Source organism: Streptomyces albipurpureus, assembly GCF_023701525.1.
Lineage (GTDB): Bacteria > Actinomycetota > Actinomycetes > Streptomycetales > Streptomycetaceae > Streptomyces > Streptomyces albipurpureus.
The window spans coordinates 307,416-332,234 of record NZ_JAMQAW010000006.1 but is presented as its reverse complement, the minus strand read 5'-3'; the positions used below and the strand labels follow the sequence as shown (position 1 = coordinate 332,234).

At 68.0% G+C, this 24,819-nt stretch carries 17 protein-coding genes; 10 read left to right on the top strand and 7 right to left on the bottom strand.

Annotated features, from left to right (window positions below; genetic code table 11):
- The first annotated feature begins 4 nt into the window (after window positions 1-4).
- From NBG84_RS06515 to NBG84_RS06500, 4 genes are all read left to right on the top strand, one after another.
- Complete coding sequence (locus NBG84_RS06515; RefSeq protein ID WP_250918315.1) at window positions 5-4,285, top strand: amino acid adenylation domain-containing protein; 4,281 nt, start codon at window positions 5-7, stop codon at window positions 4,283-4,285.
- Entirely contained in the window at window positions 4,261-5,760 is a 1,500-nt protein-coding gene (locus tag NBG84_RS06510) for an alpha/beta hydrolase (protein WP_250918314.1), read from the top strand. Before NBG84_RS06515 ends, NBG84_RS06510 begins: the two co-directional genes overlap by 25 nt.
- 105 nt (window positions 5,761-5,865) lie before the next feature.
- Entirely contained in the window at window positions 5,866-6,870 is a 1,005-nt protein-coding gene (locus NBG84_RS06505; protein WP_250918313.1) for a helix-turn-helix domain-containing protein, read from the top strand.
- A 46-nt stretch (window positions 6,871-6,916) separates the two neighbouring features.
- Complete coding sequence (locus NBG84_RS06500; RefSeq protein WP_308312017.1) at window positions 6,917-8,044, top strand: branched-chain amino acid aminotransferase; 1,128 nt, start codon at window positions 6,917-6,919, stop codon at window positions 8,042-8,044.
- Window positions 8,045-8,267: 223 nt separating this feature from the next.
- Here the strand turns inward: NBG84_RS06500 and NBG84_RS06495 are convergent, their stop codons facing one another.
- From NBG84_RS06495 to NBG84_RS06480, 4 genes are all read right to left on the bottom strand, one after another.
- Window positions 8,268-9,074: an alpha/beta fold hydrolase gene (locus NBG84_RS06495; RefSeq protein WP_250918312.1), complete on the bottom strand. Its 807-nt coding sequence runs from the start codon at window positions 9,072-9,074 to the stop codon at window positions 8,268-8,270.
- A gap of 98 nt (window positions 9,075-9,172) precedes the next feature.
- Window positions 9,173-9,922: an ABC transporter permease gene (locus NBG84_RS06490; protein ID WP_250918311.1), complete on the bottom strand. Its 750-nt coding sequence runs from the start codon at window positions 9,920-9,922 to the stop codon at window positions 9,173-9,175.
- A 4-nt stretch (window positions 9,923-9,926) separates the two neighbouring features.
- Window positions 9,927-10,958 carry an ATP-binding cassette domain-containing protein gene (locus NBG84_RS06485; RefSeq protein WP_250918310.1) on the bottom strand — a complete coding sequence of 344 codons (1,032 nt, stop codon included), beginning with the start codon at window positions 10,956-10,958 and terminating at the stop codon, window positions 9,927-9,929.
- Between the two features lie 802 nt (window positions 10,959-11,760).
- Entirely contained in the window at window positions 11,761-12,744 is a 984-nt protein-coding gene (locus tag NBG84_RS06480; RefSeq protein WP_250918309.1) for a polyprenyl synthetase family protein, read from the bottom strand.
- Window positions 12,745-13,293: 549 nt separating this feature from the next.
- Here NBG84_RS06480 and NBG84_RS06475 point away from each other — a divergent pair.
- Complete coding sequence (locus tag NBG84_RS06475; protein WP_250918308.1) at window positions 13,294-13,743, top strand: ATP-binding protein; 450 nt, start codon at window positions 13,294-13,296, stop codon at window positions 13,741-13,743.
- Between the two features lie 41 nt (window positions 13,744-13,784).
- Here the strand turns inward: NBG84_RS06475 and NBG84_RS06470 are convergent, their stop codons facing one another.
- Window positions 13,785-14,642 (bottom strand): helix-turn-helix transcriptional regulator, encoded by an 858-nt coding sequence (locus NBG84_RS06470; protein ID WP_250918307.1) that lies wholly within the window; start codon window positions 14,640-14,642, stop codon window positions 13,785-13,787.
- 133 nt (window positions 14,643-14,775) lie between these two features.
- On the opposite strand from NBG84_RS06470, the gene NBG84_RS06465 reads away from it, so the two are divergent.
- The 4 genes from NBG84_RS06465 to NBG84_RS06450 are packed head-to-tail and all read left to right on the top strand — an operon-like array spanning window position 14,776 to window position 18,756.
- Window positions 14,776-15,822 carry a FecCD family ABC transporter permease gene (locus NBG84_RS06465; RefSeq protein WP_250918306.1) on the top strand — a complete coding sequence of 349 codons (1,047 nt, stop codon included), beginning with the start codon at window positions 14,776-14,778 and terminating at the stop codon, window positions 15,820-15,822.
- A complete protein-coding gene (locus tag NBG84_RS06460; protein WP_250918305.1) occupies window positions 15,822-16,898 on the top strand; it encodes a FecCD family ABC transporter permease in 1,077 nt (358 codons plus the stop codon). Before NBG84_RS06465 ends, NBG84_RS06460 begins: the two co-directional genes overlap by 1 nt.
- A complete protein-coding gene (locus NBG84_RS06455; protein ID WP_250918304.1) occupies window positions 16,895-17,698 on the top strand; it encodes an ABC transporter ATP-binding protein in 804 nt (267 codons plus the stop codon). The genes NBG84_RS06460 and NBG84_RS06455 overlap by 4 nt, the downstream gene beginning before the upstream one ends.
- A gap of 2 nt (window positions 17,699-17,700) precedes the next feature.
- Window positions 17,701-18,756, top strand: a complete 1,056-nt coding sequence (locus NBG84_RS06450; RefSeq protein WP_250918303.1) for an ABC transporter substrate-binding protein — start codon at window positions 17,701-17,703, stop codon at window positions 18,754-18,756.
- 79 nt (window positions 18,757-18,835) lie between these two features.
- Here the strand turns inward: NBG84_RS06450 and NBG84_RS06445 are convergent, their stop codons facing one another.
- Both NBG84_RS06445 and NBG84_RS06440 read right to left on the bottom strand, forming a co-directional pair.
- A complete protein-coding gene (locus tag NBG84_RS06445) occupies window positions 18,836-20,578 on the bottom strand; it encodes an ABC transporter ATP-binding protein (protein ID WP_250918302.1) in 1,743 nt (580 codons plus the stop codon).
- 175 nt (window positions 20,579-20,753) lie between these two features.
- The gene (locus NBG84_RS06440) at window positions 20,754-22,466 is read right to left on the bottom strand and encodes an ABC transporter ATP-binding protein (RefSeq protein ID WP_250918301.1); all 1,713 of its coding nucleotides are present in this window, start codon (window positions 22,464-22,466) and stop codon (window positions 20,754-20,756) included.
- A gap of 410 nt (window positions 22,467-22,876) precedes the next feature.
- Between NBG84_RS06440 and NBG84_RS06435 the strand changes: the two genes are divergently transcribed.
- Complete coding sequence (locus NBG84_RS06435; RefSeq protein WP_250918300.1) at window positions 22,877-24,739, top strand: SIP domain-containing protein; 1,863 nt, start codon at window positions 22,877-22,879, stop codon at window positions 24,737-24,739.
- The last annotated feature ends 80 nt before the right edge of the window (window positions 24,740-24,819 follow it).

The following is a 24,819-nucleotide window of genomic DNA, read 5'->3' as shown; positions in this document are numbered from 1 at the left end:
CGCGATGCCCCTGGAGGATCTCTATCCGCTCTCCGCAATCCAGCAGGGTCTGCTCTTCGAGACCCTCGCCGATCCCGAAGGGGCGCGGTACGTCCAGCAACTGCGCTGGCGCGCCGAGGGTCCCCTGGACCCCGGGCGCTACCGCGCCGCCTGGCAGCGGATCACCGACCGGCACGCCGTGCTGCGTACCCTCATCGCCGGCGACGACGGCGGAAACCCCCTGCAAGCGGTACTGACCACCGCCGAACTCCCGGTCATCGAGGAGGACTGGCGGGGAACACCCGAGTCGACACGGGAGGCACGGCTCGACGCGTTCTGCCGGGCGGATCGGCTACGAGGGTTCAGCACCGAGCACGCACCACTGTCCCGGCTCGCCCTGGTCAGGCTGGGGAAAACCACCTGGGAGTCGGTGTGGACCTTCCACCATCTGCTGCTGGACGGCTGGAGCATCGGTCGGCTCATCCATGAACTGGGCCCGCTCTACACCGATCCCACCACCACCCTCGCGCGACCGCCGCGGTACCGGGAGTACATCGGCTGGCTCACCGATCGGGACCACCGCGCCGCGCACACCTACTGGGGCGCCTATCTCGCGGGCTTCACCACACCCACCACACTGGACCTGGCGGCCGGTTCACCCGGCGACGAACCCACCGCCGAGCGCACCCACGTCCTCGACCAGGGGACCGAAGAACGGCTGGGTCAGACCGCGCGACGAATACGGGCGACCCCCGGTGTTGTCGCGCAGGCCGCCTGGGCGGTGGTGCTGGGGCGATACACCGACCGTGATGACATCGTCTTCGGCACCACCGTCTCGGGCCGACCACCCGACCTGCCCCGGGTGGAGGAGATGATCGGGCTCTTCATCAACACCCTGCCGGTACGCGCCCGACTCGATCCACAACACACCGCGGCCGAACTGATCCGCACCCTCCACACCGCCCAACTCGACCGCGAACCCCACGAACACACTCCGCTCCATGAGATCCAGGGGCAGACCGCACTCGCCCCGGGCACCCCGCTCTTCGACACCCTCTGCGTCTACGAGAACTACCCGATCTCGGCACCCCTACCGGACCAGCGCATCCTCCCCGGCATCGATCTCGTCCAGGGCCGCAACACCGAAATCACCCACTACGGACTCACCCTCTCCCTGGTCCCCCAGGAGCGGCTGCGCGTCTTCGCCTCCTTTGACCCGCGCACACACGACCCGCGGGCCGTGGAGCGGCTGCTGAGGCAGTACGCCCGGGTGCTCGATCAGATCGCGGCCGACCCGGAGCAGCCACTGCACCGACTCACCCTCGCCGACGACGACGAGAAGGCGCTGCTACGGCGATGGACGCGCGGATGTGAACTGGCCATCCCGGCATCGAGCGTGCAGGCGCTGATCGAGGAGCGGGCGGCGGCCGACCCGGAACGACTCGCCGTCGTCGCGGATGCCACCGGCGAGGGTTTGACCTACGGCCAGTTGGTCGACCGCTCCACCACCCTCGCCCGGGTGCTCATCGCCCAGGGGGTGCGCCCCGGCGATCTGGTCGGGGTCTGTCTGGAACGGAGCCCCGAGCTGATCGTGGCCCTGCTGGCGGTCCTCACCGCGGGCGCGGCCTATGTGCCGCTGGAGCCGGAACTCCCACCGGAGCGGCTGGCATTCCTCGTCGACGACGCCCGTCCGGCCGCCATCATCGGCCGCACCACGGGCCCCCTGGGCACCCCTGGCCGGCTCCCTGCGGTCCGGCCCAGCGCCGATCACCACGGCGGCCGGCACCAACTGGGCCCGATCATCGACATCGAGGCGGCCCTTGAACACCCCGGCCCCGCCGCCGCCCAGGCCACCCTCCCCACCACCACCCCCGACTCCCTCGCCTACTGCCTCTACACCTCAGGCTCCACCGGCCGGCCCAAGGGCGTACTCATCGAGCACCGCGGACTGGTCAACCGCCTCCTGGGCATGCAGGACTCCTATCGACTGCGCCCCACCGACCGGGTCCTCCACAAGACCGCCCTCGGCTTCGACGTGTCCGGCTGGGAGGTCTTCTGGCCACTGATCACCGGGGCCCGGCTGGTCCTGGCCGCCCCCGGCGGCCAGCGCGACCCCGAGTACCTCGCCCGGGTGGTACGGCAACGCCGGATCACCGTCACCCACTTCGTCCCCTCCATGCTGGCCGAGTTCGTCCGCGCCACCCATCCCGGCCAACTGAGCTCGCTCCGGCTGGTGATCTGTAGCGGAGAGGCGCTGCCACCCTCCGTCGCCCGACGGCTGATCGAGCTCTGCCCCACCGCCGAACTCCACAATCTGTACGGTCCCACCGAAGCGTCGATCGATGTCTGCGCCCAGCCGATCCACCCACCCGTGGTGGGCGGCGCCCTGCCGATCGGCCGGCCGGTGCAGAACACCGAACTCCAGATCCTCGATCGCCACCTGCGTCCCCTGCCGATCGGCGCGGTGGGGGAGCTCTGCATCGGCGGCCCACAGCTCGCCCGCGGCTACCATCGACGCCCCGCCCTGACCGAGGAACGCTTCCCACCCCATCCACAGCACCCGGGGCAGCGGCTCTACCGCAGCGGCGACCTCGTCCGCTGGCGCTCGGACGGCAGCCTGGACTTCCTCGGCCGAGCCGATCAGCAGTTCAAGCTCAACGGCATGCGGATGGAGCCGGGCGAGATCGAGCACGCCCTGACCGCACTGGTGGGCATCGACCACGCGGTGGTCTCCCTGCGGGAGGGTCGGCTGCACGCCCATCTGATGGCCGGCGGCAAGCGCTGGGGAACCAGCGAACTGAGAAACGCGCTGGCCCGCACCCTGCCCGACCAGATGATCCCGTCCCACTGGCACTGGCTGGACACCCTGCCCACCCTGCCCAACGGCAAGATCGACCGCGCCCGCATCCTGGCGATGGCCGGTACGGTCGCCGAGCGCTCCACCCCGTACACCCCACCGAGCGGACCGGTAGCCGAGTTGGTCACCCGCGTCTGGGGGGAGGTCCTCGCGGTGGAACACATCGGTGTGGACGACGACTTCCGTGAACTGGGCGGCGGCTCGCTCGATCTCGTACGGGTCGCCTTTCGGCTCCGGGAGGAGCTGGACCGGCCGGTGGAGTTGCGGGAGCTGATCCGTCACTCGACCATCCGCGCCCTGGCAGCCGCGCTGGAGGGCGCGGGTGAAACCGCCCCCACCTGGGGCGAGGCGGACGAACGCCTGGACCTGCCCGCCGTACTGCCGCCCCGGACCACGACCAGGGGGGCCAGCGTCCTGCTCACCGGTGCCACCGGATATCTGGGTGCCTTCCTCCTCACCGAGCTGCTCCAACGCACCACGGGCACGGTCCGCTGCCTCATCCGGGCGTCCACCGAGCCCGAGGCACGGCAACGCCTCGACGAGACCCTGCACCGGTACGGGACGACCGCCCCACCCGGACGCGTCCATGCCCTCCCCGGCGATCTCGGGCGACCCCGGCTAGGCCTGTCCGCGGCGGAGTTCGACCGGCTGGGCGACGAGCTCGACCTGATCATCCACGCCGGGGCCTCGGTCGACATGCTGGCCTCCTTCGACCAACTGGCGCCGGTGAACATCGGCGGAACCCGCGAACTGATCCAGCTGGCCGCCACCGGACGGCTCAAGCCACTGCACTACATCTCCACCGGTGACCCCAAGGACGACCTGGTCCGTTCCCAAGTCGGCTACGCGCTGACCAAATGGCGCGCCGAACGACTGGTGGCAGGGGCCCGCGAGGCCGGCGTCCCGGCCACCGTACTGCGACTGCCGCGGCTGACCGGCGACCGCGCGGCCGGTCGCTGGAACGAGCGCGATATGGCCTTGAGACTGCTGCGACTCGTGGTGGAGTCCGGGGCCGCACCGCCCCTGGGCACCGAGGACTGGGTGCCCGTCGACGAAGCCGCCGCCCTCGCCGTTGCGGAAGCACTCGACGACGGCGACGGCGGGCTCTACACCGTCACCACCGAGCGATCCGTCTCCCTCGACGCCCTGATCGACCTGGTCCGGCAGGAGGGACACCCCATCGAGCGGGTCTCGGGCACCGCCTGGGACGCCCTGCTCGCCGATCGCTTCCCCCTGGAACACGAACTGCTGCGGACCCTGGCCGAAGAGCGGCCCACCGAGGACTCCCCGCGCTCCATCGACGACTGGGGCGTACTGCCGAGCCACGCCTTCACCGCCCTCACCCTGCCCGGAGTCGACCAACCCCTGCTACGGCGCTACGCCCAACGACTGTCGTCGACGACAACACACCAAGGAGAGTCGATATGGCCTTCAGACCATTCCGAATAACCATCGCGCTGCTGACCGTTGTGGTCCTGGGCGCGGGAACCCTCACCGCGCGGGCAAGTCCCCCCACCGCCCCATCGACCCCATCCACCGCCCAGGACAAGCGCGGCACCGCGGAGCCACCCGTACTGAAGTGGACACCCTGCTCCGGCACCTTCCAGTGCGCCGGGGCCCGCGTCCCCGCCGACCACTCGGCCCCGCGGGGACCCACCCTCGGCGTCGGCCTGATCAAGATGCCGGTACGCGATCCCGCCCGGCGCATCGGCACCCTCTTCGTCAGCACCGGAGTGGTCGGCGGGGTCTCCTTCGTCCAAGCCGCCGGCCCTTCCCTGCTCGCCGATCTCAACCAGCGCTTCGACATCGTCGGCATCGACCAACGCGGCACCGGCACCAGCGAACCGGCCATGCGCTGCTCCACCTACGAGCAGGACCGCCAGATCGAGAAGCCCCTGGTCGCCGACCACTCCGGGGCCCGGGAACAGTTCGTCCGCCAGGCCAGGGCCCTCAACGACCTCTGCGTCCAGCGCGGCGGGCCCCTGCTGCGGAAACTCGGCACCACCGAGGCCGCCCACGACCTCGACCTACTGCGACGAGCCGTCGGAGACCGCCAGTTGAACTTCCTCGGCCTCTCCTACGGCACCCTGCTCGGGCAGTACTACGCGGCCCAGTACCCCGGCCGGGTGCGCACCATGGTCCTCGACGGGGTGCAGCCCGCCGACCTCTCCGTACGCGACCCCCTGCGCCTGGACCGAGAGATGTTCGCCGCGGCCGAAGCAGGTCTGAAGAACCTCTTCGACTGGTGCCGCCGCACCCCCGACTCCTGCCGTTTCGGCGATGGCGCCCCGGAGGCCGCCTTCGACACACTCGTACGACGGCTCGACGCCAACCTCACCACCCACCCGGGCCGCCATGATCTGGTGACCGGTGGTGTACTGCTGGGCGAGGCTTTCCAGGCGCTCGCCGAACCAGCGCTCTGGTCCGCCTTCGCCGCCCGGCTCAGCCAGCTGTCGGCCGCGCCCCTGCCCACCAGGGCACTGCCCTCGGGAGAGAACGCGGTACTCGCCGGCTACCTCGGCAACACCTGTGTGGACCAGGAGACCCCGCCCGATCTCACCGTCCATGACCGACATGCCCGCGCCGCTGCCGAAGCGGCCCCACGCATCGGCCGGTTCGGCGCCTACGCCCAGGTCAAATGCGGGCTCTGGCCCGTGGAGTCGGCACACCACCGCGGACCGTGGACCCATCAAGGTGACACCCCCCTCCTGGTGGTGAACAACACCCGTGATCCCTACGCGCCCCGCGCCTGGGCGAAGAAGATCCTCCGTGACACCGGCAACGCCCGTCTGCTGGATGTGCGAGGCCCTGGACATCTCGCTTTCGGCCGCAGCGCCTGCGTCAACAAAGCGGTAATCGGCTATCTGACCGACATTCGACTCCCCGCCCGTGGGTCCAACTGCTCAACTCCACTCCCGAACTAGCCGCCATCCAGAAGAAAGCATTCACAAGACGCACCTTCACCAACACGGGGGAAACTGCCGATATGGGTATGTACTTCGATCACCGATCCGCGAAAAGCTAAGGTCATGGCCAAGTTAGGACGCAGAGCCACCTATGAGGAGCGGTTGCAGGTATGCCGCCTGATCGAGTCAGGGGAATCGCCTGACCATGTGATCGAAACCAGTGGATTCGGACGCTCCACTGTCTTCGGCTGGTGGCAGACCTATCGAAAGTTCGGCTCGGAGGCGCTGCGTACCAAACGCACCCCTGGCCCGCCGTCGAATCTGAGCGATGGGCAACTCAATCACCTGCGCTCAATGATCGTCGAAGATCTGATGCGAGGAGCACCCGCAGGGCCCGTTCTGCGCACCCGTAAGACCGTCGCACGGATCATCGACGACGAGTTCGGCGTTGAACTGTCCCCGGTGAGCGTGGGGCGCGCCCTGGAGCGTATCGGGGTGCCGCTGGTCAGCCCGATCACCCGGATCAAGGAAGCCGAGAGCGAAGGCCTGTGGCCCGCTGGCACCCTGGCCACCGTCCAGTCGGCGACCCGGGAGGGCGCGGTGGTTCACTACGTCTGGAACGAGCCTCTCAGGCCTTTCAGAACCTTCGCCGAGCCCCGCTTCGACGACCGCCGACAGGGCATCCTGATCTCCTCCGTGGGCGATAGCCGAGAAGTCGTCTTTCGCGCGGTCGTCGGCAGTACCGGAGCCGATGCCTTTATCCATCTGTGCCACACCATCGCCGAAAAGAGCGTTTCACCGGGAAACCCCGCCATCGTGGTCGCCGAAAGCAGCAATGCCACCTGTTCGGGCAAGGTGACCCGATTCTTCGCCGCCACCGGCGGTCAGCTCTCCCTCCTTCTCCTTCCGGCCAGAAACCGCCGGGCCGCGAACCGCGCCGACTTCGAGGACGCCATGATCGGCGGTCTGCAATGCGGCAGCGGAACCTCCAGACTCGTCGCCTCCAATGACGACCGTCAGCTCGATGTCGTGGAACTCGAATTGGCCCTGCGCTCGATGCACCGTGGCCGCACCCGACCACACAACCCCGAGCAGGGGACGCCCCACAGCGTGGGAGCGGACCTGTGAACGACGACCGGGACCACCGGGACAGGGAAGGAAGGGAACAACGACCGTGTCCGCCACCACCGACACCCCACTCGATACCCCAGACATCGCATTCCTCACGGAGACCGTCAGGACCCCACTGAGTGCGGCCGAGCGCGCGCAGCGGATGAGCGCACCGGGCTTCGGCCGCGTCCTCACCGAACACATGGTCACCGCGAGCTGGACCAGCGGACGGCAGTGGCACGATCTTGGCCTGTCGCCCTACCGCCCACTGCCCATGGACCCGGCCATGGCCGCGCTCCACTACGGCCAGACCATCTTCGAAGGGCTCAAGGCCTACCGCCAGCACGATGGCTCGGTGGGTATCTTCCGACCCGATGCCCACGCACACCGCTTCGCACGATCCGCACACCGACTGATGATGCCGGAGCTCCCGACCCCGCTCTTCCTCCGCGCCCTGGAAGAGCTGATACGCGCCGACCGCGCCTGGGTCCCCGACCGCCCCAACCACAGCCTGTACCTACGGCCGCTGCTCTACGCCAGAGAAGCGGTACTGGCCCTGCGCCCGGCGCGGGAGTACCAGTTCCTGTTGATCGCCTTCGTCGCGGAAGGGTTCTTCAACAACGACCTCAGCCCGGTCTCGGTCTGGGTCTCCACCGAGTACTCACGGGCCGCACGCGGAGGTACCGGCGATGTGAAGATCCCCGGCAACTACGCGGGCGCCTTCGCCGCCCAGGCCGAGGCCACCGCCCACGGCTGCCACCAGGTGGTGTGGTTGGACTCGGCGGAACGCCGATGGGTGGAGGAGATGGGGGGCATGAACCTCTTCTTCGTCCATGGCCGCGGCTCCCAGGCCCGGGTCACCACACCCCCGCTGACCGGCACCCTGCTCCCCGGCGTCACCCGGGACGCCCTGCTCACCCTGCTGGCCGACGAGGGAATCCCGGTGGCGGAGACTCCGCTGACCGTGGATGACTGGCGCGAACTCGCCGCCCGGGGTGAGATCACCGAGGTCTTCGCCTGCGGCTCGGCAGCGGGCGTCACCCCGGTGGGCACCGTCCGCTCGGCCGACGCCGAATGGACCATCTCGGGCGGCCGTCCCGGCCCGATCACCCGCCGGGCGGCCCATCTCCTCACATCCGCCCAACGCGGCACCCTCCCCGACCCTCATGGATGGGTCCACCAGGTGAGCTGAGCCGCCTCCAGGCAACCGTTTCCCGGATACGGCCGCCAAGGTGCCGTGCTCCGGCCCGGCGCTTCCCCAGCCCCTGAACGTCAGCGGCTTGGCGGGCGGAAAGCCCTCGGCGGGACCGGGACCGTCCCCACGAAGCCCCCGGTCCCGCCTTGGGCCGCCCCTCGGCGAGCCGGCGGCCCACACCGGGTCCTCCCCGGCTGCCCCCGGTTTCACCCGGCGCGTCTCATGAACTGTGGAAGAACTCCAGCAGTTGCTTGTTCACTTCCTCCGGGGATTCCAGATACCCCAGATGCCCGACCCCTTCGATCTCCACATACCGCGCGCCATGAACGCTCCGCGCCACCTCACGGCTCAGATACGCCGGCGACACCATGTCGTTCTCGAACCCGATCACCAGAGTCGGAGCGGTGATGCTTCGATACGCGGCCAGTCGGTTGGGCATGATCTCGATCCGCAGCTGCGGCAGCACCGCCGATGAGCCTCCCGCACGCGCCATCTGGAACGACTCCAACCAGATGGCCACCTGCTCCTCGTCCTGGAAGGTCCGCGGCGACACCAACCGCAGGGTGTCGACGGCGCCGTAGAACTCCTCGCCGACATCGACCCCACGCTCCACCAATCCGATCTCCGCCCGGGTGATGGCCTGGTGGAAGGGATCGGTCCGGCCGCGTGCCGCGATCAGCGCCAGCTGGCGCACCCGCTGGGGATACGCCAGCGCCAGTTCCTGCACCACATACGACCCCAGCGAGAACCCCACGAACCGGCAGGCCCCGAGCCCTAGGTGGTCGATCAGCGCCACCGTGTCGCGGACCATGTCATCGATGGTCCAGTCATCACCGGGCGCCCTGGTCGGAGGTACGCCCCGACTGTCAAAGGTGACGGTGGAGAACCCGGCCGCCACCAGGGCGGGCACCTGACGCAGATGCCAGGTCCGCCCCCGCGCGCCCGTGCCCATCACCAGGACCACCGGCTCACCGTCGCCGTTGGTGTCGTAGTTCATCGAGATGCCGCCGAGCTCGGCGATGGGCATGACGATCCCCCTCCGCGGCCCGGCTGGGCGGGCCGCTCGATCGGTCCGTACGGGAAGGGCCCCGGGCCTACGGTCGGTACCCCCGGGGCGCCGGAGCTCTACGGGACAGCGCGCCGGTAGCTGCGGGCGGCCCAGGTCAGGGTGAGCGCGGTAAGCCCGGCAAGGACCAGGAACCCGGTCACCACATCCGTCGCGCCGCGATCGTCAACGGCCAGCGCCCGCACGGCCTCGACCGCGTGGTGGAGCGGGTTGGCATTGCCAGCGGCCTGCATCCAGCCGGGCGCGAAGGACAGCGGCACCAGCATCCCGGAGAGCAGCAGCAGCGGCAGGGTGAGAAAATTGATGATGGAGCTGAAGGACGCCTCCTCGCGGAGGTTGAGCGCCAGGGCGTACGACAGCGACGCCACCGACAGTCCGAGCAGCACCATCAGCGCCAGGATCAGCAGCACACTCGAAGGATCGGTCCGAAAGCCCATCAGATAGGCCACGGATACGACCAGCAGCGACTGTGCCACCAGCCCGGCCACATCGGCGAGAATCCGCCCCAGCGCCAACGCCAGCCTGCTCACCGGCGTCACCGCCAGCCGCTCGACCACCCCGTCCCGCATCGACCCGAGAAACACATATCCCACCAGCAGGGTGCTCATGATGGCGAGCATCGTCAGCACACCGGGGACAAAGGTCTTGAGGTCGGCGGATTTCGGAGCACCGGTATTCAGTTCTTCGAGCAGCGGCACGAAGAGCAGTAGCCAGAGCACCGGCTGAAGAAGTCCGATGATGACCCAGACCGGATTGCGGACCATGCGCTTCAGTTCGTAACCGAAGATGATCGACGTTTCGCGCATCATTTCCCTACGCTCCCTGAAGTTGCCCGGCGTCGGTCTTCTCGTCGGCCTTGTCCGGCCCCTTGGGTTTCTGCTCCGATGCCCCTTCCGCGGAGAAGGACCGGCCGGTCTTCTGGAGAAAGACATCGTCAAGGCCGGGCGCGCTCAGCGTCACGGACCGCACCTCGATCCCGGCCGCGTCCAGCAGCCTCAGCAGATGCGGTAGCGCCTCCCCGCCGTCGGCGATCGACACCCGTAGGACATCGCCCTCCCACCACACCCGATTCGCCCCGGCCAGCGCTTCGATCTCCGTGCGCGCCCCATCGGCCCTGGCATGCCCGGCGCCCACGGTGACACTGATGACATCGTCCGAGCCGACCTCCCGCTTCAACGCGGCGGGCGAGCCCTGACTGACGATGGTGCCGTTGTCGATGATGGCCAACTCATCGCAGAGCGCATCGGCCTCTTCGAGATAGTGCGTGGTCAGAAAGACCGTGGAGCCATCGGCGCGCAGCGCGCTGATCTCCTGCCAGAGATCGACCCGGGCCCGTGGGTCGAGCCCCAGGGTGGGCTCATCCAGGAACATCACCGACGGCCGATGCACCAACCCCATGGCCAGCGCGAGCCGTCGGTTCTGCCCCCCGGACAGTGTCTTCACCGCCCGGTCCAGCAACTCCCCGAGCCCGAACCGATCGGACAGCTCACCGACCCGGGCCACGGTGTCGGACTTGCTCATCCCCTGAAGCCGAGCCTGAAGCACCAGATTGGCCCGCCCACTCATCCCGCTGTCGACCCCACCGGCCTGCGACACATACCCGATCCGCCGCCGTACCTCCTGCGCCTGAGTGGCCACATCGAAACCCGCGATACGGGCCCGCCCGGCATCGGGACGGGAGAGCGTGGTGAGAATCCGGGTAAGGGTGGTCTTCCCGGCTCCATTGGGCCCAAGAAATCCGAAGATCTTCCCACTCGGCACTACGAGATCCACCCCCGCTAGCGCCTCTACCGGGCCTGCTTTACTGAGGTAGGTCTTCCGGATTCCCTCTGCTTCAATTTCCATAACCTACCCTTTCGGGCCGGGGTCTAGTTTATTAAGAAGCGCCTTCTCGATGACTGTACAGTCAATTGGAGGGATTTCTGATAGGCCATGGATTTCCGGATAGACGCCATGGGTGTGGGTTGTTGCTGAGCAGGGCGGGGGCTTGGAAAAAGTGCCGGACGAGTTCCGGACGGCCAGAGCCATTCTTGATCTTTCATGGGTTTCTGGACTTGACCGCGCTGTTCGCGACCCACCACCGCGGTGCTGGCCCATCAGGCGGTGGGGTTGATCATGGGCCGCCGAACGACAGCACCCCCGCAGCGAGTCAACTCTGCTGCGGGGGAAGTCCCTTACGTAGTCAGAAAGTGGCCGGGTCGGGACGGAAGCGGTCCGGGCGCCGAGGGAGAGGCGGAGCCGTGGGCTTGGGCTCGCGCCTACGGGCGCTGCCGGGGACCACGGCTGAGGTAGTTCGTGCGGCGGGTCCCCAACGGTCAACCGGGGTAGCGGAACGGCTCACACCAGGTGTGTTGTGTGGCGGTTCAGGCCGAATGCCTTGAAGGGGACCGTAGTGGTCTGAGATCGCACGTTCATGGCGTCGAGTGCGGCCGGTGGAGCTGACGGGCTTGACGGGCGCGTTCGTTCAGGAGGGGCCCGGGCCATGGAGCCGCGGTGGCGGATGGCCAGGGACTGCACGGCCTCATGGATCGACGCGTAGGCCTCGGCGTTCAGCGACTCACTCCCCATGGCCCGCGGCTCGTAGGAGAGCGTCTTCTCGCCAGCCCCTTCCTTTGTCTGTGCGCGGATGCCCGGCCCGTACCGGGTGTTACTCGGCCAGTGGCTTGAGGAGCATCTGCGCGGAGAGGTCGACGAGTTCCCGGAGTACGGGACGATAGCTTTCGTCTCCGCCTATGTCGGTGAGGGTCTGAATTGCCTCATTGCGGAATCTTTTGATGTCCTTGTGGTACTGGCTCAGCACGGAGGGTCTGAGCAGTAGGCGGGTGAGTTCTGATCTCGATTGCTCGGAACTCCGGGAGGATTCATACAGGTCGAGAATTGTCTCCCTGCCCCGGGGGGAGGCGTCTTCGATGGAGCAGGCGAGAAGATACGTTACTGTTCCGTTCTGTAGATCTTCGTTACGGCCGGACAGGATGTCATCCTGGTCGTTGAAGATCTGCCAGAGAATGCCGAAGATATTGCCGAACTCGCGCCATTGCTCTATCTTTTCCGGCCTGGCGCCCGACAGTATCGCGGCCATGGCTGTGATCATTCCGAAAGGCGCGCCTGACTTACCGCGGTACGCCGTGATGACCGAGGCCCGTGCCGCCCTGTCGACATCTCCGCGCATGTCGTCGAGTTGCCCTTCCACCGCGGCTATCCAGCCGTTGGTGATCTCGGCCGTCAGCGCACTCCGTATCGGCTCGGGGGCCTGCTGGGACTGTACGACCTGGATGGGCAGCATATGTCCGGTGATCAGGGAGGCGAGGAGCGCCTCGTTCTCGCTGAGTTCAGCGACCTTGGTGCCGCCCTGCCCGTCGGCCAGATCGTCCAGATAGCAGGCCGAGGTCCACCACAGCACATGGATGGCGGAGAGCGGGATCGCCGGTCTAGGGGTACCCGTTTCGATGGCGTGGACGAGGAGTGGGAGTACCGAGAGGGGATGCTTCAGTTTCTGATGCTGCAAGAGTTTGGTGATGGCGCTCTTGACCGCGGTCGACGATGGGCCGAGGCGTTCGAGGGCGGACTCTATCTCTGCTTCGATACTCGGGGAGACTTGCTGGTGCAGTTCCAAGTACGACGTTGAACTCACGTAGCGACCTCCATCTTGCGGATGAATTGAGATTGCCGTTCCGTCTTTGTCCGTCATAGGTGGAGCAGGTGCTTCTTGTTTATGAGACCGCGCCGGCGGGTGCTGCAATCCTCCGCGAGGGCGTGGTTCATGGGCCTCCCGTGTGTTATTCCACGGGATTTGGGTGACCAGCGATGAGCGAGGCGCGAGAGTCTTTGATCGGGCGCTGCGGTACCGATTTGATCATTCTGGCTGAGGGGGAGCTAGAGCGCCTTTCGGCCGTGGCTGGTTTCGCCCAATGCCTGGATCTTGTTTCCGGTGATCCCGGGCGCTGGCCTTCTGGGCCCGGATCAAGGGGGAGTCACCGGGGGGCGTGGTCGGCCTCAGTCGGCGGATCGGTCATCGGGCATGGGTCGGGCGGGCTGAGGCGAACGTCAGACGTCGGAAGGAAGCGCAAGGGAGAATGTCACCGACAGTCACCCAGTCCAGATGTCGTCCCAAGCGTATGTCTATCCCGCGTACGCGCCGCTGAACTGGTGAAAGGGCCCTCTTGGGGGCCACATTGGAGGCATGACATCCCGCGCAACCTATGAACCACAGCTCACCGTACGTGTGTTCAAGCAGAATTTCAGCAGTACCCCTCGTGGTGCCTGGTTCGCTCGGCATCTCGCGGTCCATCAGTTCTGCCTCTGGGGCATCTCGCACCGAAGCGAGCTCTCTGATGACGCGCTGGTCCTCGTGGGTGAATTGGTGGCGAACGCGGTCACCCATGGGCGGGTGCCAGGTCGGGACTTTGAGCTACGGCTGACTCATGTCCCGGGGCGGGTAGTCCTCATCGAGGTGTCGGATGCCCGGGGCGACAAACGGCCCCCGGGGCCCGGTGAGCTCCCCGAGCCAGGGCCGGGCGACGATCATGGGCGAGGGTTGATGATCGTGGAGGCGCTGGCGGATCGGTGGGCCGTGCTGGACCGGGTGCCGCTGGGGAAGACGGTCCGTGCCGAGCTTGACCTACCGCGCTGACGGCTGACGCTGGTCGTTCACGCAGTCGGTGATCCACCGCGTCAGGCGGCCGCCGCATGGGTCGAGCGGCGGACATAGGCGCCGGGCGTCTCGTGGAAGTACCTCCGGAACGCCAGGATGTAGCCGTTCGTACTGACGAACCCCACCCGCGCGGCCACGGTGCTCACCAGATGGCCCTGGGCCAGGAGGTCCAGCGAGTGGTTGAGGCGCAGCCGGGTCCGCCACTCGGAGAAGGACAGGCCGGTCTCGGCGCGGAAGGCGCGGCGCAGGCTCGTCGAGTTCGTGTAGAGGCTCTCGGCCCACTCGGTCGCGGTTCGCGGATCGCTGGGCATCCGGATCAGTTCCTTCGCCACCGTGCAGGCTGTGTGGCTGGTCGGTTGGGGCAGCGGTAGGCAGTCGGGGTGGCCGTTCGACAGGGCCGCGATGACGGATGAGTCATCGTGGTTCGACTCCGAGCAGCGCATTCGTCCCAGCAGCATCCGCCGCTGATCGGCCGTGACATTGACGATCGTCGTCTCGGTGTACGGGAGGTGGTGGCGCTCGGTGGTGAACGTTTCCACGACGAACAGGGAGTCATTGTCGAAGCGGGCGCTGTGCGGGATTCCGGCCGGTATCCACAGGGCCACCGAGGGGGACAGCTCATAGTCCTGGCCCCGGGCCGTGATGACGATCCGGCCGAGGGGGACATAGAGGAACTGGTGGAAGTCGTGCACATGGGTGGGGTGGCCTCCGGCGGCGATGAAGTCATCGTCGATGGAGTCCATGGAGTCGATGGACGCCTCAGTCGAGGTGGATATCCCTACCAAGGCAGGCAGACCGGTGGAAACCGATGTGATGGAAGAGGTCGGTCGGGACTCTTCCGTGGTCCCGGCCTCGGTCAGCACGGCGCTCTCGGCCACGGCAACCTCCAGGTAGTGGGGTCAAGGTGACCCCTGAGTGTGAATGGTCTGCCTCCGGTATTGGACTGTCCGAAAGCTTAGTAAGGGTAACCTTACCTGCCGCTTGTCCAGGTAAGGAGCTCAGAGCAGACCCATGACTGACACGTCCCCGCTGGCGACCTCACCACCGCCACCGGCGAGGACCAAGTCCTCGCGCGGTGTGACGGTGGCGGTGTTCACCATCGCCACCCTGGTCGCCGTACTCGTCGCGAGCATCGGACTCGGCGCCCGCTCCATCGCTCCCACCGAGGTCATCAGCATTCTGCTGAACCCGGATGGCACCGGCTACAACTCCCATGTGCTGTGGACCGAGCGCATTCCGCGGAGCTTCCTCGGCCTGGCCGTGGGCGCCGCGCTCGGCGGGTCCGGTCTGATCATGCAGGCCCTCACCATGAACCCGCTCTCCGATCCGGGCATCCTCGGCATCGAGCAGGGCGCGGCCATGTTCGTGGTGCTGGGCATCGTCCTCTTCGGGCTCTCCGGAGTGAGCGCCTACTTCTGGCTGGCGCTGATCGGAGCCGCCCTCACCTCGGCGCTGGTCTATCTGATCGGTATCCGCACCAACGCCGGCAGCTCGACCATCGGACTCGTCCTCGCGGGGGTCGCCGTCGCCGCCGTGATGTCCTCCTTGATCACCCTGCTGGTGGTGCGCGATCAGGCCGTCTACTCCCATCTGCGGTTCTGGTCGGTCGGCCAACTCACCGGACGCGGCTCGATTCTGGGCGAGATCGCCCCCTTCTTCGTCGTCGGCCTGCTGCTCGCACTCCCGCTGGGCCGCAGTCTCAACATCCTCAGCCTCGGCGAGGAGACCGCCCGTGGCCTCGGGGTGCGGGTCGAACGCTCCCGGCTGATCGGCGCCGCCGTCGCCGTACTGCTCTGCGCCACCGCGACGGCGGCCGTCGGACCGGTCGCCTTCGTCGGTCTGGTGGCCGCGCACTGCGCCCGCATGCTGGTGGGCGCCGACCATCGCTGGTCGCTACCGATATCCATGGCGCTGGGGGCGATCCTGCTCACCGCGGCCGATACCGCAGGACGTCTCGTACTCGACAACGGAGAGGTCCAGGTCGCCGTCATGACCGCGGCGATGGGAACCCCGTTCTTCGTGTGGCTGGCCCGCCGCAAGGACCTGGTACGCATGTGATGACCGTTCTCGACACCCGGACCGTCCCGGACAAGACCGCCCAAGCCGCCGTGCTGGCCCGGCTACGCGCCACCCACCGGGCAACGACCCGACGCACCACCATCGCGGTTTCCGTCCTCAGCACCCTCGTGGTCGCCCTGTTGGTCGCCTCCGTCCTGCTGGGAGGAGTGGGCCGGGTCGACCCCGCCGATGTGCTGCCCGCCGCATTCGGGCTGCGCACCGGGCTCGCCGACTACATGATCTTCCAGATCCGGATGCCACGAGCCCTCGCGGCCATGCTCGCCGGAGCGCTCTTCGGACTCTCGGGCGCCCTCTACCAACGTCTGATCCGCAACCCCCTGGCCACCCCCGACATCGTGGGGATCTCGGCGGGGGCCGGCGCCGGCGCGACCACCGTCTTCCTCTTCGCCCCGGCGCTCGCCTTCGGTGCCCCGGTGGCCGCGATCCTCGGTTCGTTCATCCTCCTCGGTGCGATCTACGCCCTCAGCTCCCGTAGAGGGACGGTCGACACCTACCGGCTGGTACTCGTCGGCATCGGACTGAGCGCGACCTGTGTCGCGTACACCAACTACCTGTTCACCGTCGCCGACAAGCACAGCATCGCCATCGCCATGCGCTGGATGATCGGCAGTGTGAACGGCGTCGACTGGGACGGGGTCACCACCCTCACCGTCGGGGCCGTCGTCTGCGGACTCGGTGCCCTGTTCCTCAACCGCCAGCTCAGCAGCCTGTCGCTCGGTGATGAACTCGCCACCGGACTCGGCACATCCGTCTCCCGTATCCGTGTCGCGGCCCTGATGCTCGGAGCCGCCGCCGCGGCCCTCGCGACCAGCGTCGTGGGGCCGATCGGCTTTGTCTCCCTGGTCAGTGGGCCCATCGCGGTACGGCTGGTGGGCGCCGATCGAGCGGTGGGACTCTCCGTGCTGGTCGGTGCGGCTCTTGTCCTCGGCGCCGACGTCCTCGCACAGAACGCGCCACTGATCAGCCCGGTCCCCACCGGGGTCCTCACCGCGCTGCTGGGCGCGCCCTACTTCGTCTGGCTGATCCTTCGGCACAGGCCGGAGGCCTCCGCATGACCCATCAGATCGAAGCCCGTGCCATCAGCACCGGCTATGGCAAGTCGTTGATCATCGATGAGCTCTCCGTCGCCATCGAAGCCGGCAGGATCACCGCCCTGGTCGGCCCCAACGCCTGCGGCAAGTCCACGCTGCTGAAGTCGATCGCCCGGCTGCTGCCCATCGCCGCCGGCTCGGTCCTCCTCGAAGGCACCGACATCCACTCCCTTCCCACCCGCCAGGTGGCCCGCCGGCTCGGCATCCTGCCGCAGTCACCGATCGCTCCGGAGAGCATCACGGTGGGGGACCTGGTCTGGCGGGGGCGGCATCCGCACCGGCAGTTCGGCCAGCGGCGTACCGAAGCCGATGAGGTGGTCATCGTCGAGGCACTGATGGCCACCGGCACCGCCGAACTCGTCGACCGGCCCGTCGACCAACTCTCCGGTGGACAGCGCCAGCGGGTGTGGATCGCGCTCGCGCTGGCCCAGGACACCCCCACCCTGCTGCTCGACGAGCCCACCACCTATCTGGACATCGCCCACCAGATCGAGGTCATGGATCTGCTCGCCGATCTCAATGAGCAGACCGGCAAGACGATCGTCCTTGTCTCGCACGACCTCAACCAGGCCGCTCTCTACGCCTCTTCGATCATCGCCATGCGCGGCGGTTCCATCGTCCGCCAGGGCACCCCCGACGAAGTACTCACCGAGCAGACCGTCGCCGACGTGTTCGGACTGGAGTGCATCGTCGTCCCTCATCCCCGCACTGCCAGGCCCCAGATCTTTCCCCTGGGCCGGCGCGACCTCACCCAGGAGAAGTAGGAATGAACCGCCCCACCCACCACCGTTCGGTCCGTCGTGGCACGGCACGCGTGCTTCTCGCCTCCGCCGCCTGCCTCAGCCTGGTCACCGCCTGTGGCTCAAGTGACAGCTCCGACAAGGCCGACTCGGCCGGGGACAAGAAGGCCGCCGCCGACTCCGGGCAGTTCCCGGTCGACCTCACCAACGCCTGGGGCACCACCAAGGTCGGGAAGAAGCCGGTCAAGGTGGCCACCGTCTCCGACGGCGACACCGCCATCGCGCTGGCGCTCGGACTCGAACCGGTCATCACCCCGGACACCGAAGACGGCGGCAAGGTCGCCGAGTACAAGCAGCGGGCGCTGGACAAGCTGGGCATCGGCAAGCTGAAGACGTTCGACGACTCCGACGGACTCGACTACGAGGCCATCGCCGCCGAGGCACCGGATGTCATCCTCGGCATGAACACCTGGGACATGGACGCCGCCTACGCCAAGCTGGACCCGATCGCCCCGGTCGTCACCTTCGCCGACAAGAAGGACGCCGACACCCTGACCTGGCAGAACCGCCTCAAGACCGCGGCCAAGGCGCTCGGTCTCACGGCGAAGGCCGACGAGGTGATCGCCGCCAACGAGAAGGCCATCGCCGACGCCGCCGCGGCCAACCCCCAGCTGAAGGGCAAGGAGTACACCTACAGCGTCGTCCACCCCGAGCAGATCACCTTTATGTCCTACGCCGACCAGGACGCGACCATCTTCGAGCAGCTCGGTCTGCGCAAGACCGCGAAGGCGAAGGACTACTCCGCCAAGAAGAACGGTGTGAGCCTGGAGAAGCTCGATGAGCTGGAGGCGGACATCCTGCTGATGACCTACCCGTTCGGTGACGAGGGCCTGCTCAATGCCTCGGAGCTGGAGACCAACAAGCTCTTCCAGTCCCTGAACGTGGTGAAGAAGAAGAACTTCGCGGTGATCCCCTCGGAGAACAACCTGGCGTCTTCCATCGCCTACCCGGACGCCCTCAGTGCCTCCTGGGTGGTGGAGGAGCTGACCCCGATCCTGGTCAAGGCCGCCGCGGGGAAGTAGAGCGCGGCTATACGAAGGGGGCGTCCCGAACCGAGCGGTTCGGGACGCCCCTTGTGCGTACCACCGGGGCACAGCGTGCTCAGGAACGCGGACCGACGATCTCCGTCACCCGGCCCTCCGGCATCGACAGCAGCAGCCGTCCCCGGCCGATGGTGTCCGCACGGTGGGCGATCACTATGAGCGTACGGTCGTCCGCGGCCACCGACAGGGCCTCCTCGATCCGCCCGGCCGTCTGATGGTCGACCCCGGCCGTGGCCTCATCGAGGATCAGCACCGCCGGATCGGCCAGCACCGCCCGAGCGATCGCCACCAGTTGACACTCGCCGGCGGAGAGGGTGTGCGTGCCCACCGGGGTCGCCAGACCATCCGGTAGTGAGGCCACCCACTCCGAGAGCCCCAGCCGTTCGATGGTCTCCTCGATCCGCGGCTGATCCGGTCGGCTGGACACCAGCGCCAGATTCTCGGCCAGCGAACCCTCCACCAACGCCACTTCCTGAGGCACCAGCACAATCCTGGCCCGTAGCCGCTCAGCGCTCAGACAGCTCAGATCGTGCCCGGCAAAGCTGACCGTGCCCTGGTCAGGGTGGTAGAGGCCGGCCAGCAGCTTGCCGAGGGTGGACTTGCCCGAGCCCGTCTCACCGGCGATCACCAGACGTTCACCGCTCTCGATGGCCAACGACAGCCCCTGAACGACCGGTTGGCCCTGGGAGTAGCCGAAGCCGACTCCGGCCAGGGTGAGCACGCCTCGCGCGGGTGGCTGGGGGGAGTCGGTAGCCGGTTGCGGCTGCTCGGTCGCGCGGATCAGATCCAGCAGCCTGGCCAACTGCACATGCGCCTCGCGAGCATCGCCGATCGCCGCCGCAACGCTCTCAAAGCGATGGAAGATGTCCCGGGTGGCCAGTACGAACACCACGGCCGTACCCACAGTCAGCGCATTGCGCCCCACCAACACCGCACTCAGCACCAGCAGACCACCCACACAGCCGGCCTGGAGCAGGGCGAGCCGATCGAGCCTGAGCTCGGTCCGTATCTGTACGGTCTGGGCGTCGAGAAGACGATCGTTGTTCCGGCCGAACCGCTCCAACCAGCGCGGTACAGCTCCGCTGATCCGCAACTGCTCCTGTGCGGGCAACGACTCGGAGAAACTCGCCGCCACCGCCGCCTCGGCCGCCGCCACCTCCGCGTACGCGGGTCCGGCCCGCCGGTGAAAGCCCCGCACGATCACGGTGGCCACCGGGACGAACACCACCAGCAACCCCAGGATCAGCAGCCAGGAGTACACGGCCAGCATCACCACGGTGAAGGCCAGCACCGCGACCGCAGCCACCAGATCGGGCAGGGTCGTACCGACGAAGTACCCCAACCCGTTGATCTCCCCGGTCAGTCTGCGCAGCAGCTCACCGCGGCGATGGGACTCGACAAAACGCAACGGGGCGGCCCCCACCGCGGCCGTTGCCCGCTCCCGCATCCCCGCCAGGACATGCTCGCCGACCCGGATCAGCCAGTAGCGGGACAACCAGGTCAGTACCCCGCTGGCGGCGACCAGCGCGAACAACACCACCACCCACCGGATCAGACCGGCCCGTTCACCGTCGCCCGCCGCATCCACCAGCCGCCCGATGGCCGCCGTCACGGCTACGGCCAGTCCAGCACCGGCGAGCGTCAGCGCGATGGCAGCCGCCAGCGCCGTTCGATGCCCGCTGAGAAAGGGTGCGGCACGGCGGAAGACGGCCCGCTGGTCAGGGAGGTCACCAAGGGCGAAGGGCGCGGGCGGTGCGCCGGTCTTGGACGCGGTGTGACCCTCGGGAACCGCCTTGGACACGTGGTGGGCCCTGGGGTGGGCCGTGTCGGACGCGTTGTGTCCCCCGGGCCCCACAGCAGAGCTGGACGGGCTCCCGGGATACGTATCAGGCGGGCAGGGAGATCCGGGACGGGTTTCGGGTAGGCGGGGAGATCCGGGACGCGTATCGGGTAGGCGGGGAGATCCGGGCTGTGTTTCAGACATGGAGGGACCCCCGGTCCAGGATGCCGTCGGCGAGGACGACTTCGCGGTCGGCCAGTGCACGGACGGCGGGCGAATGAGTGGCGAAGACGACCACGCGATCGGCGGTGGCGCGGCGCAGTCGCTCCAGCACCTGCGCCTCCGTTCCGGCGTCGAGTGCCGAGGTGACATCGTCGAGCAGGAGTACGGGGGCGTCGCGCAGCAGCGCCCGAGCCAAGGTGATCAACTGACGCTGACCGCCCGAAAGCGCCCCACCGCGCTCGCCGACCTGGGTGTCGAGCCCATCGGCCAGCCCGGCCAGCGCCAGATCCAATCCGGCGACGCGCACCGCCGACTCCACCTGAGCCGGAGGGCGGTCCCCGCTGAGCAGCAGATTCTCGGTGATGGTGCCATGGAGCAGCAGCGGCCCCTCCGGGACGAAGCCGATGGTGCGAAAGACCTCGTCCGCAGCCAGTCCATCCAGGCGTACGCCTGCCACCTCGACCGTGCCCGAAGCGGGGACGAGTTGGGCGATCGCCCGTAGCAGAGTGCTTTTGCCGGAGCCGGTGGCCCCGGTGAGGACGACCCACTCACCGGGAGCCGCGGTCACATCCAGTGGCCCCAGGGGAGCGCGTCCTTCTCTGCTCACGGTCAGCGCGGTGACCCGTAGATCCCCTCGGTGGGCGGTGACTCCCTGTTCCGTTCCCCCGGATGACGCGGGTTTCCGCGCGGGCGCCAGTGCCAGGATCTCGGCGATGCGTACGGCCGCGACGCGTGCCTCCGTACGGTCCCCGAGCCGGGCGATCAGCACATTGATGGCGAGGGAGACCGTGCCCATCCACAGGACGAACGTGGTCAGCGCGCCGACGGTGATCCGCCCGTCGACCACCGCATGCCCGCCCGCCAGGAGGCCCGTGGCAACGGCGAGCAGCGGCACGACGGACGCCGTTGCCTCCCAGACCGAGCCCACCGAGGCCAGCCGCATGGTGTGCGCGGTGACCTTGGCGCTGTGCTGGTGGTGACGCTCGACCATCAGCCGGTCCGCGCCCACTCCCCGGAGCGACAGCAGCGCGGACAGCAACTCCTCCGCGGCGGCACTGCGCCTGCCATGAGCCTCGGAGAGTTCCTCGGCCCGGCGACTGAACAGCGGCGGGAACAGCCGGTTGACCACCAGCAGTACGGGTACGGTCAGCGCGGCGACCAGCAACAGCAGCGGATCGAGCGCACCGATCGCCGGCACCAGAACCACCCCGGTCAGCGCGATGACCACCCACGCCGTCAGCCCGTGCACCCACACCACGATGGCGTCGGTGTCTCGGGTGGCGCGGGTGGTGAGATCGCCGAAACTGCCGGCGCGACGCTGCATGACGTCGGTGTCGATGGCCAGGATCGCCCGTAGCAGTCGGGTACGCAGCCAGGCCCCGGTGTGGGCGTCGGCGAGGGTGGTCCACAGCTGCCAACCGCGTATCCCGGCGTACTCGACCGCCGCGATCAGCACGAACACACCGGCGTATCCCGCGGTCCCGGTCGGCGACCCCTGCTTCACTCCCGCATCGATCGCCCGGCCGAGGACCCAGGGCATGGCGAGGAAAGCGCACTGGCGCACGGTGGCCCAGATGACGGACCGCAGGATGAACGCACGGGCCTGGACAACGGATTGCCAGAGCAACCGGGACGCGGGGGAGGAGGAGCGATATCGGTGGAATGAGTTGAATACGCGGGATATCACAGGTGGCTGCTGTCCTCGTCGACTGTTCCGGAGTGGGAGCTCGGGTCCTCGGGGGCAAAGTGGCTCAGCGGCCACGGTAGGAGCGCGTGGCGAGCCGCGGTCCAAGGCAGAGGGCGAGTGATCGAAGCTGTAGGGGCCCTGTCAGTCACCCCTGTCAGTCACCCCTGTCAGTCACCCCTGTCAGTCACCCCTGGCCTCGGGACGTGGGGCCTGCCCGCCCTTTCCGATCTCGCGACCCATGGCGGCATTTCGTACCGGATCAGGTGGGGGAGGGGCCCGGCCCGAGCGGCGGGACAGGGGGCCGAGCGGCGGATGTGTTCGCGCAGTGCTACGCCAGGGTCTGCGGGTTGGATCGGCCGTACCGATCGGCGCCTAGGCTGATCTGGTCCCTCGGTTAAGGAGCAGCAGCGATGTCCCGCAGTCCTCGTTCGGTAGTCACCTTCCCCATCGTGCTCAGGGAACTGACCGTGCTGCGCGTCACTGATGTCACCCCGGGAATGCGACGCGTCACCTTGGGCGGTGAGCAACTCCACGCCTTCCAGAAGAACGGCCTGGAGCTTCCGCAGCTTCGCACCGAGGGCTTTGACGACCATGTGAAGTTCTTCTTCGCCGACGGCGACAACGAACCGGTGCTGCCGGGGCAGAACATCAGCAGCCTGGACTGGCCCGCTGAGGCCCGGCCGATCGCCAAGGACTACACCCCCATTCGATTTGACCCGCAAACGGGTGAGATCGATTTTGACTTCGTACGTCATGAGGGCGGCATCGCCTCGTCCTGGGCCGAGCGGACCAAGCCCGGTGACATCACCTGGATCGCCGGTCCGAAGATGTCGCACAGCCACCCGGCGGGGGTCGACTGGCTGCTCGCCATCGGCGATGAGACGGCGCTGCCGGCGATCGGACGATGGCTGGCGGAGATGCCGGCGGGCACCAGGGCCCGGGTGCTGATCGAAGTCGGCGAGGACAGTCACCGCCAGGAACTGCCGACCGCGGCGGACGCCGAGATCACCTGGCTGTCCCGCCAGGGTGCACCTGCCGGTACCACCAACCTGCTTGAGGACGCTGTCCGCGGCATGGAGTGGCTGCCCGGTACGGTCTTCGTCTGGGCGGCCGGTGAGGCGGGCGCGCTCAAGGGGATTCGCCGTCATCTCTCGGCCGACCGCCAGGTGCCGCGCGACCACACCCACATCACCGGATACTGGCGCTGCACCCCGCACGCACCGGGCGCGGACTCAGCCGCCGATGAGCATGACGAGGAAGACGACGCCCATGACCGGCTGCACGACCTCACCGATCTGGCACCCGGCTACGCGATCAGAACGGCGGTCACCCTCGGTCTGGTCGATCTGATCCACAGCGGTGTCCGCGACCTCGACGAACTGGCGCGCCGCAGTGCGTCCGACCCCTCGACCCTGGCCGCACTGATGTCGTACCTGGTGGCGATCGATGTGTTCGCCCTCGAAGACAACGGCTACCACCTCACCGCGATCAGTGAGGAACTCGTCGAGGACGACCACTCCGCCGAGGAGTACGACCTCTCGGGTGCGCAGGCGGCAATGGACATCGCGCTCGCCGGGCTGCTGCACACGGTCCGCACGGGAGCCGCCGGCTATCGGACCCTCGCCGGGCAGCCCCTGGCCGAGGCGATGCGTGACGATGCCCGGTTGGGGAACTCCGCCCGCGCCGCGATCGAGGAGGAGACCCTCTGGGTCGCGCCCGGAGTGGTCGGCGGCTACGACTGGTCATCGGTGACCACCCTGACCGCGGCCGGCCATGGTGTGGGCTCGGTGGTCAACGCCCTGCTCAAGGCGTTCCCCGAGCTCACCGTGCGGATCGCGGATGTGCCCTCGCAACTGCGGCTGCTCAAGGAGCAGATCCTGGACACCGATGTGCTGCCACGCGTCGATTTGGTGCCGCAGAGCGGGCAGGTGCCGCGCGGTGGTGACACCGTGCTGGTCTCCCACCTGCTGGACCGGCTGCCGGACGACGACGCCGTACAGATGCTCACCGAGGCGGCGGCCGGGCTCTCCAGCGACGGAGAATTGATCATGGTGGAGCAGGTCACGGCCGCCGACACCGATGACATCGACGCGACTCTCCACCACTTGCGCCTCAAGTGTGCCTTTGGCTCCGGGGTGCGCTCGGTCGAGCGGTTGGACGAACTGGTCGAGCGTGCGGGGCTGACCACCCGGGACCGCCGTGACATCGGCTGGGACCACCGCCTCTGGGTGCTCACCGCCGTGACACCGGGTGGGGACTCAGCGGAGGGCTAGGTTCGGCGGGGGCGGGACTGCCGCTCGGCGGACTGGGCGGCCCCTGGGGCCACAACGGAGCACCAGGCCCGCCGGGCCTG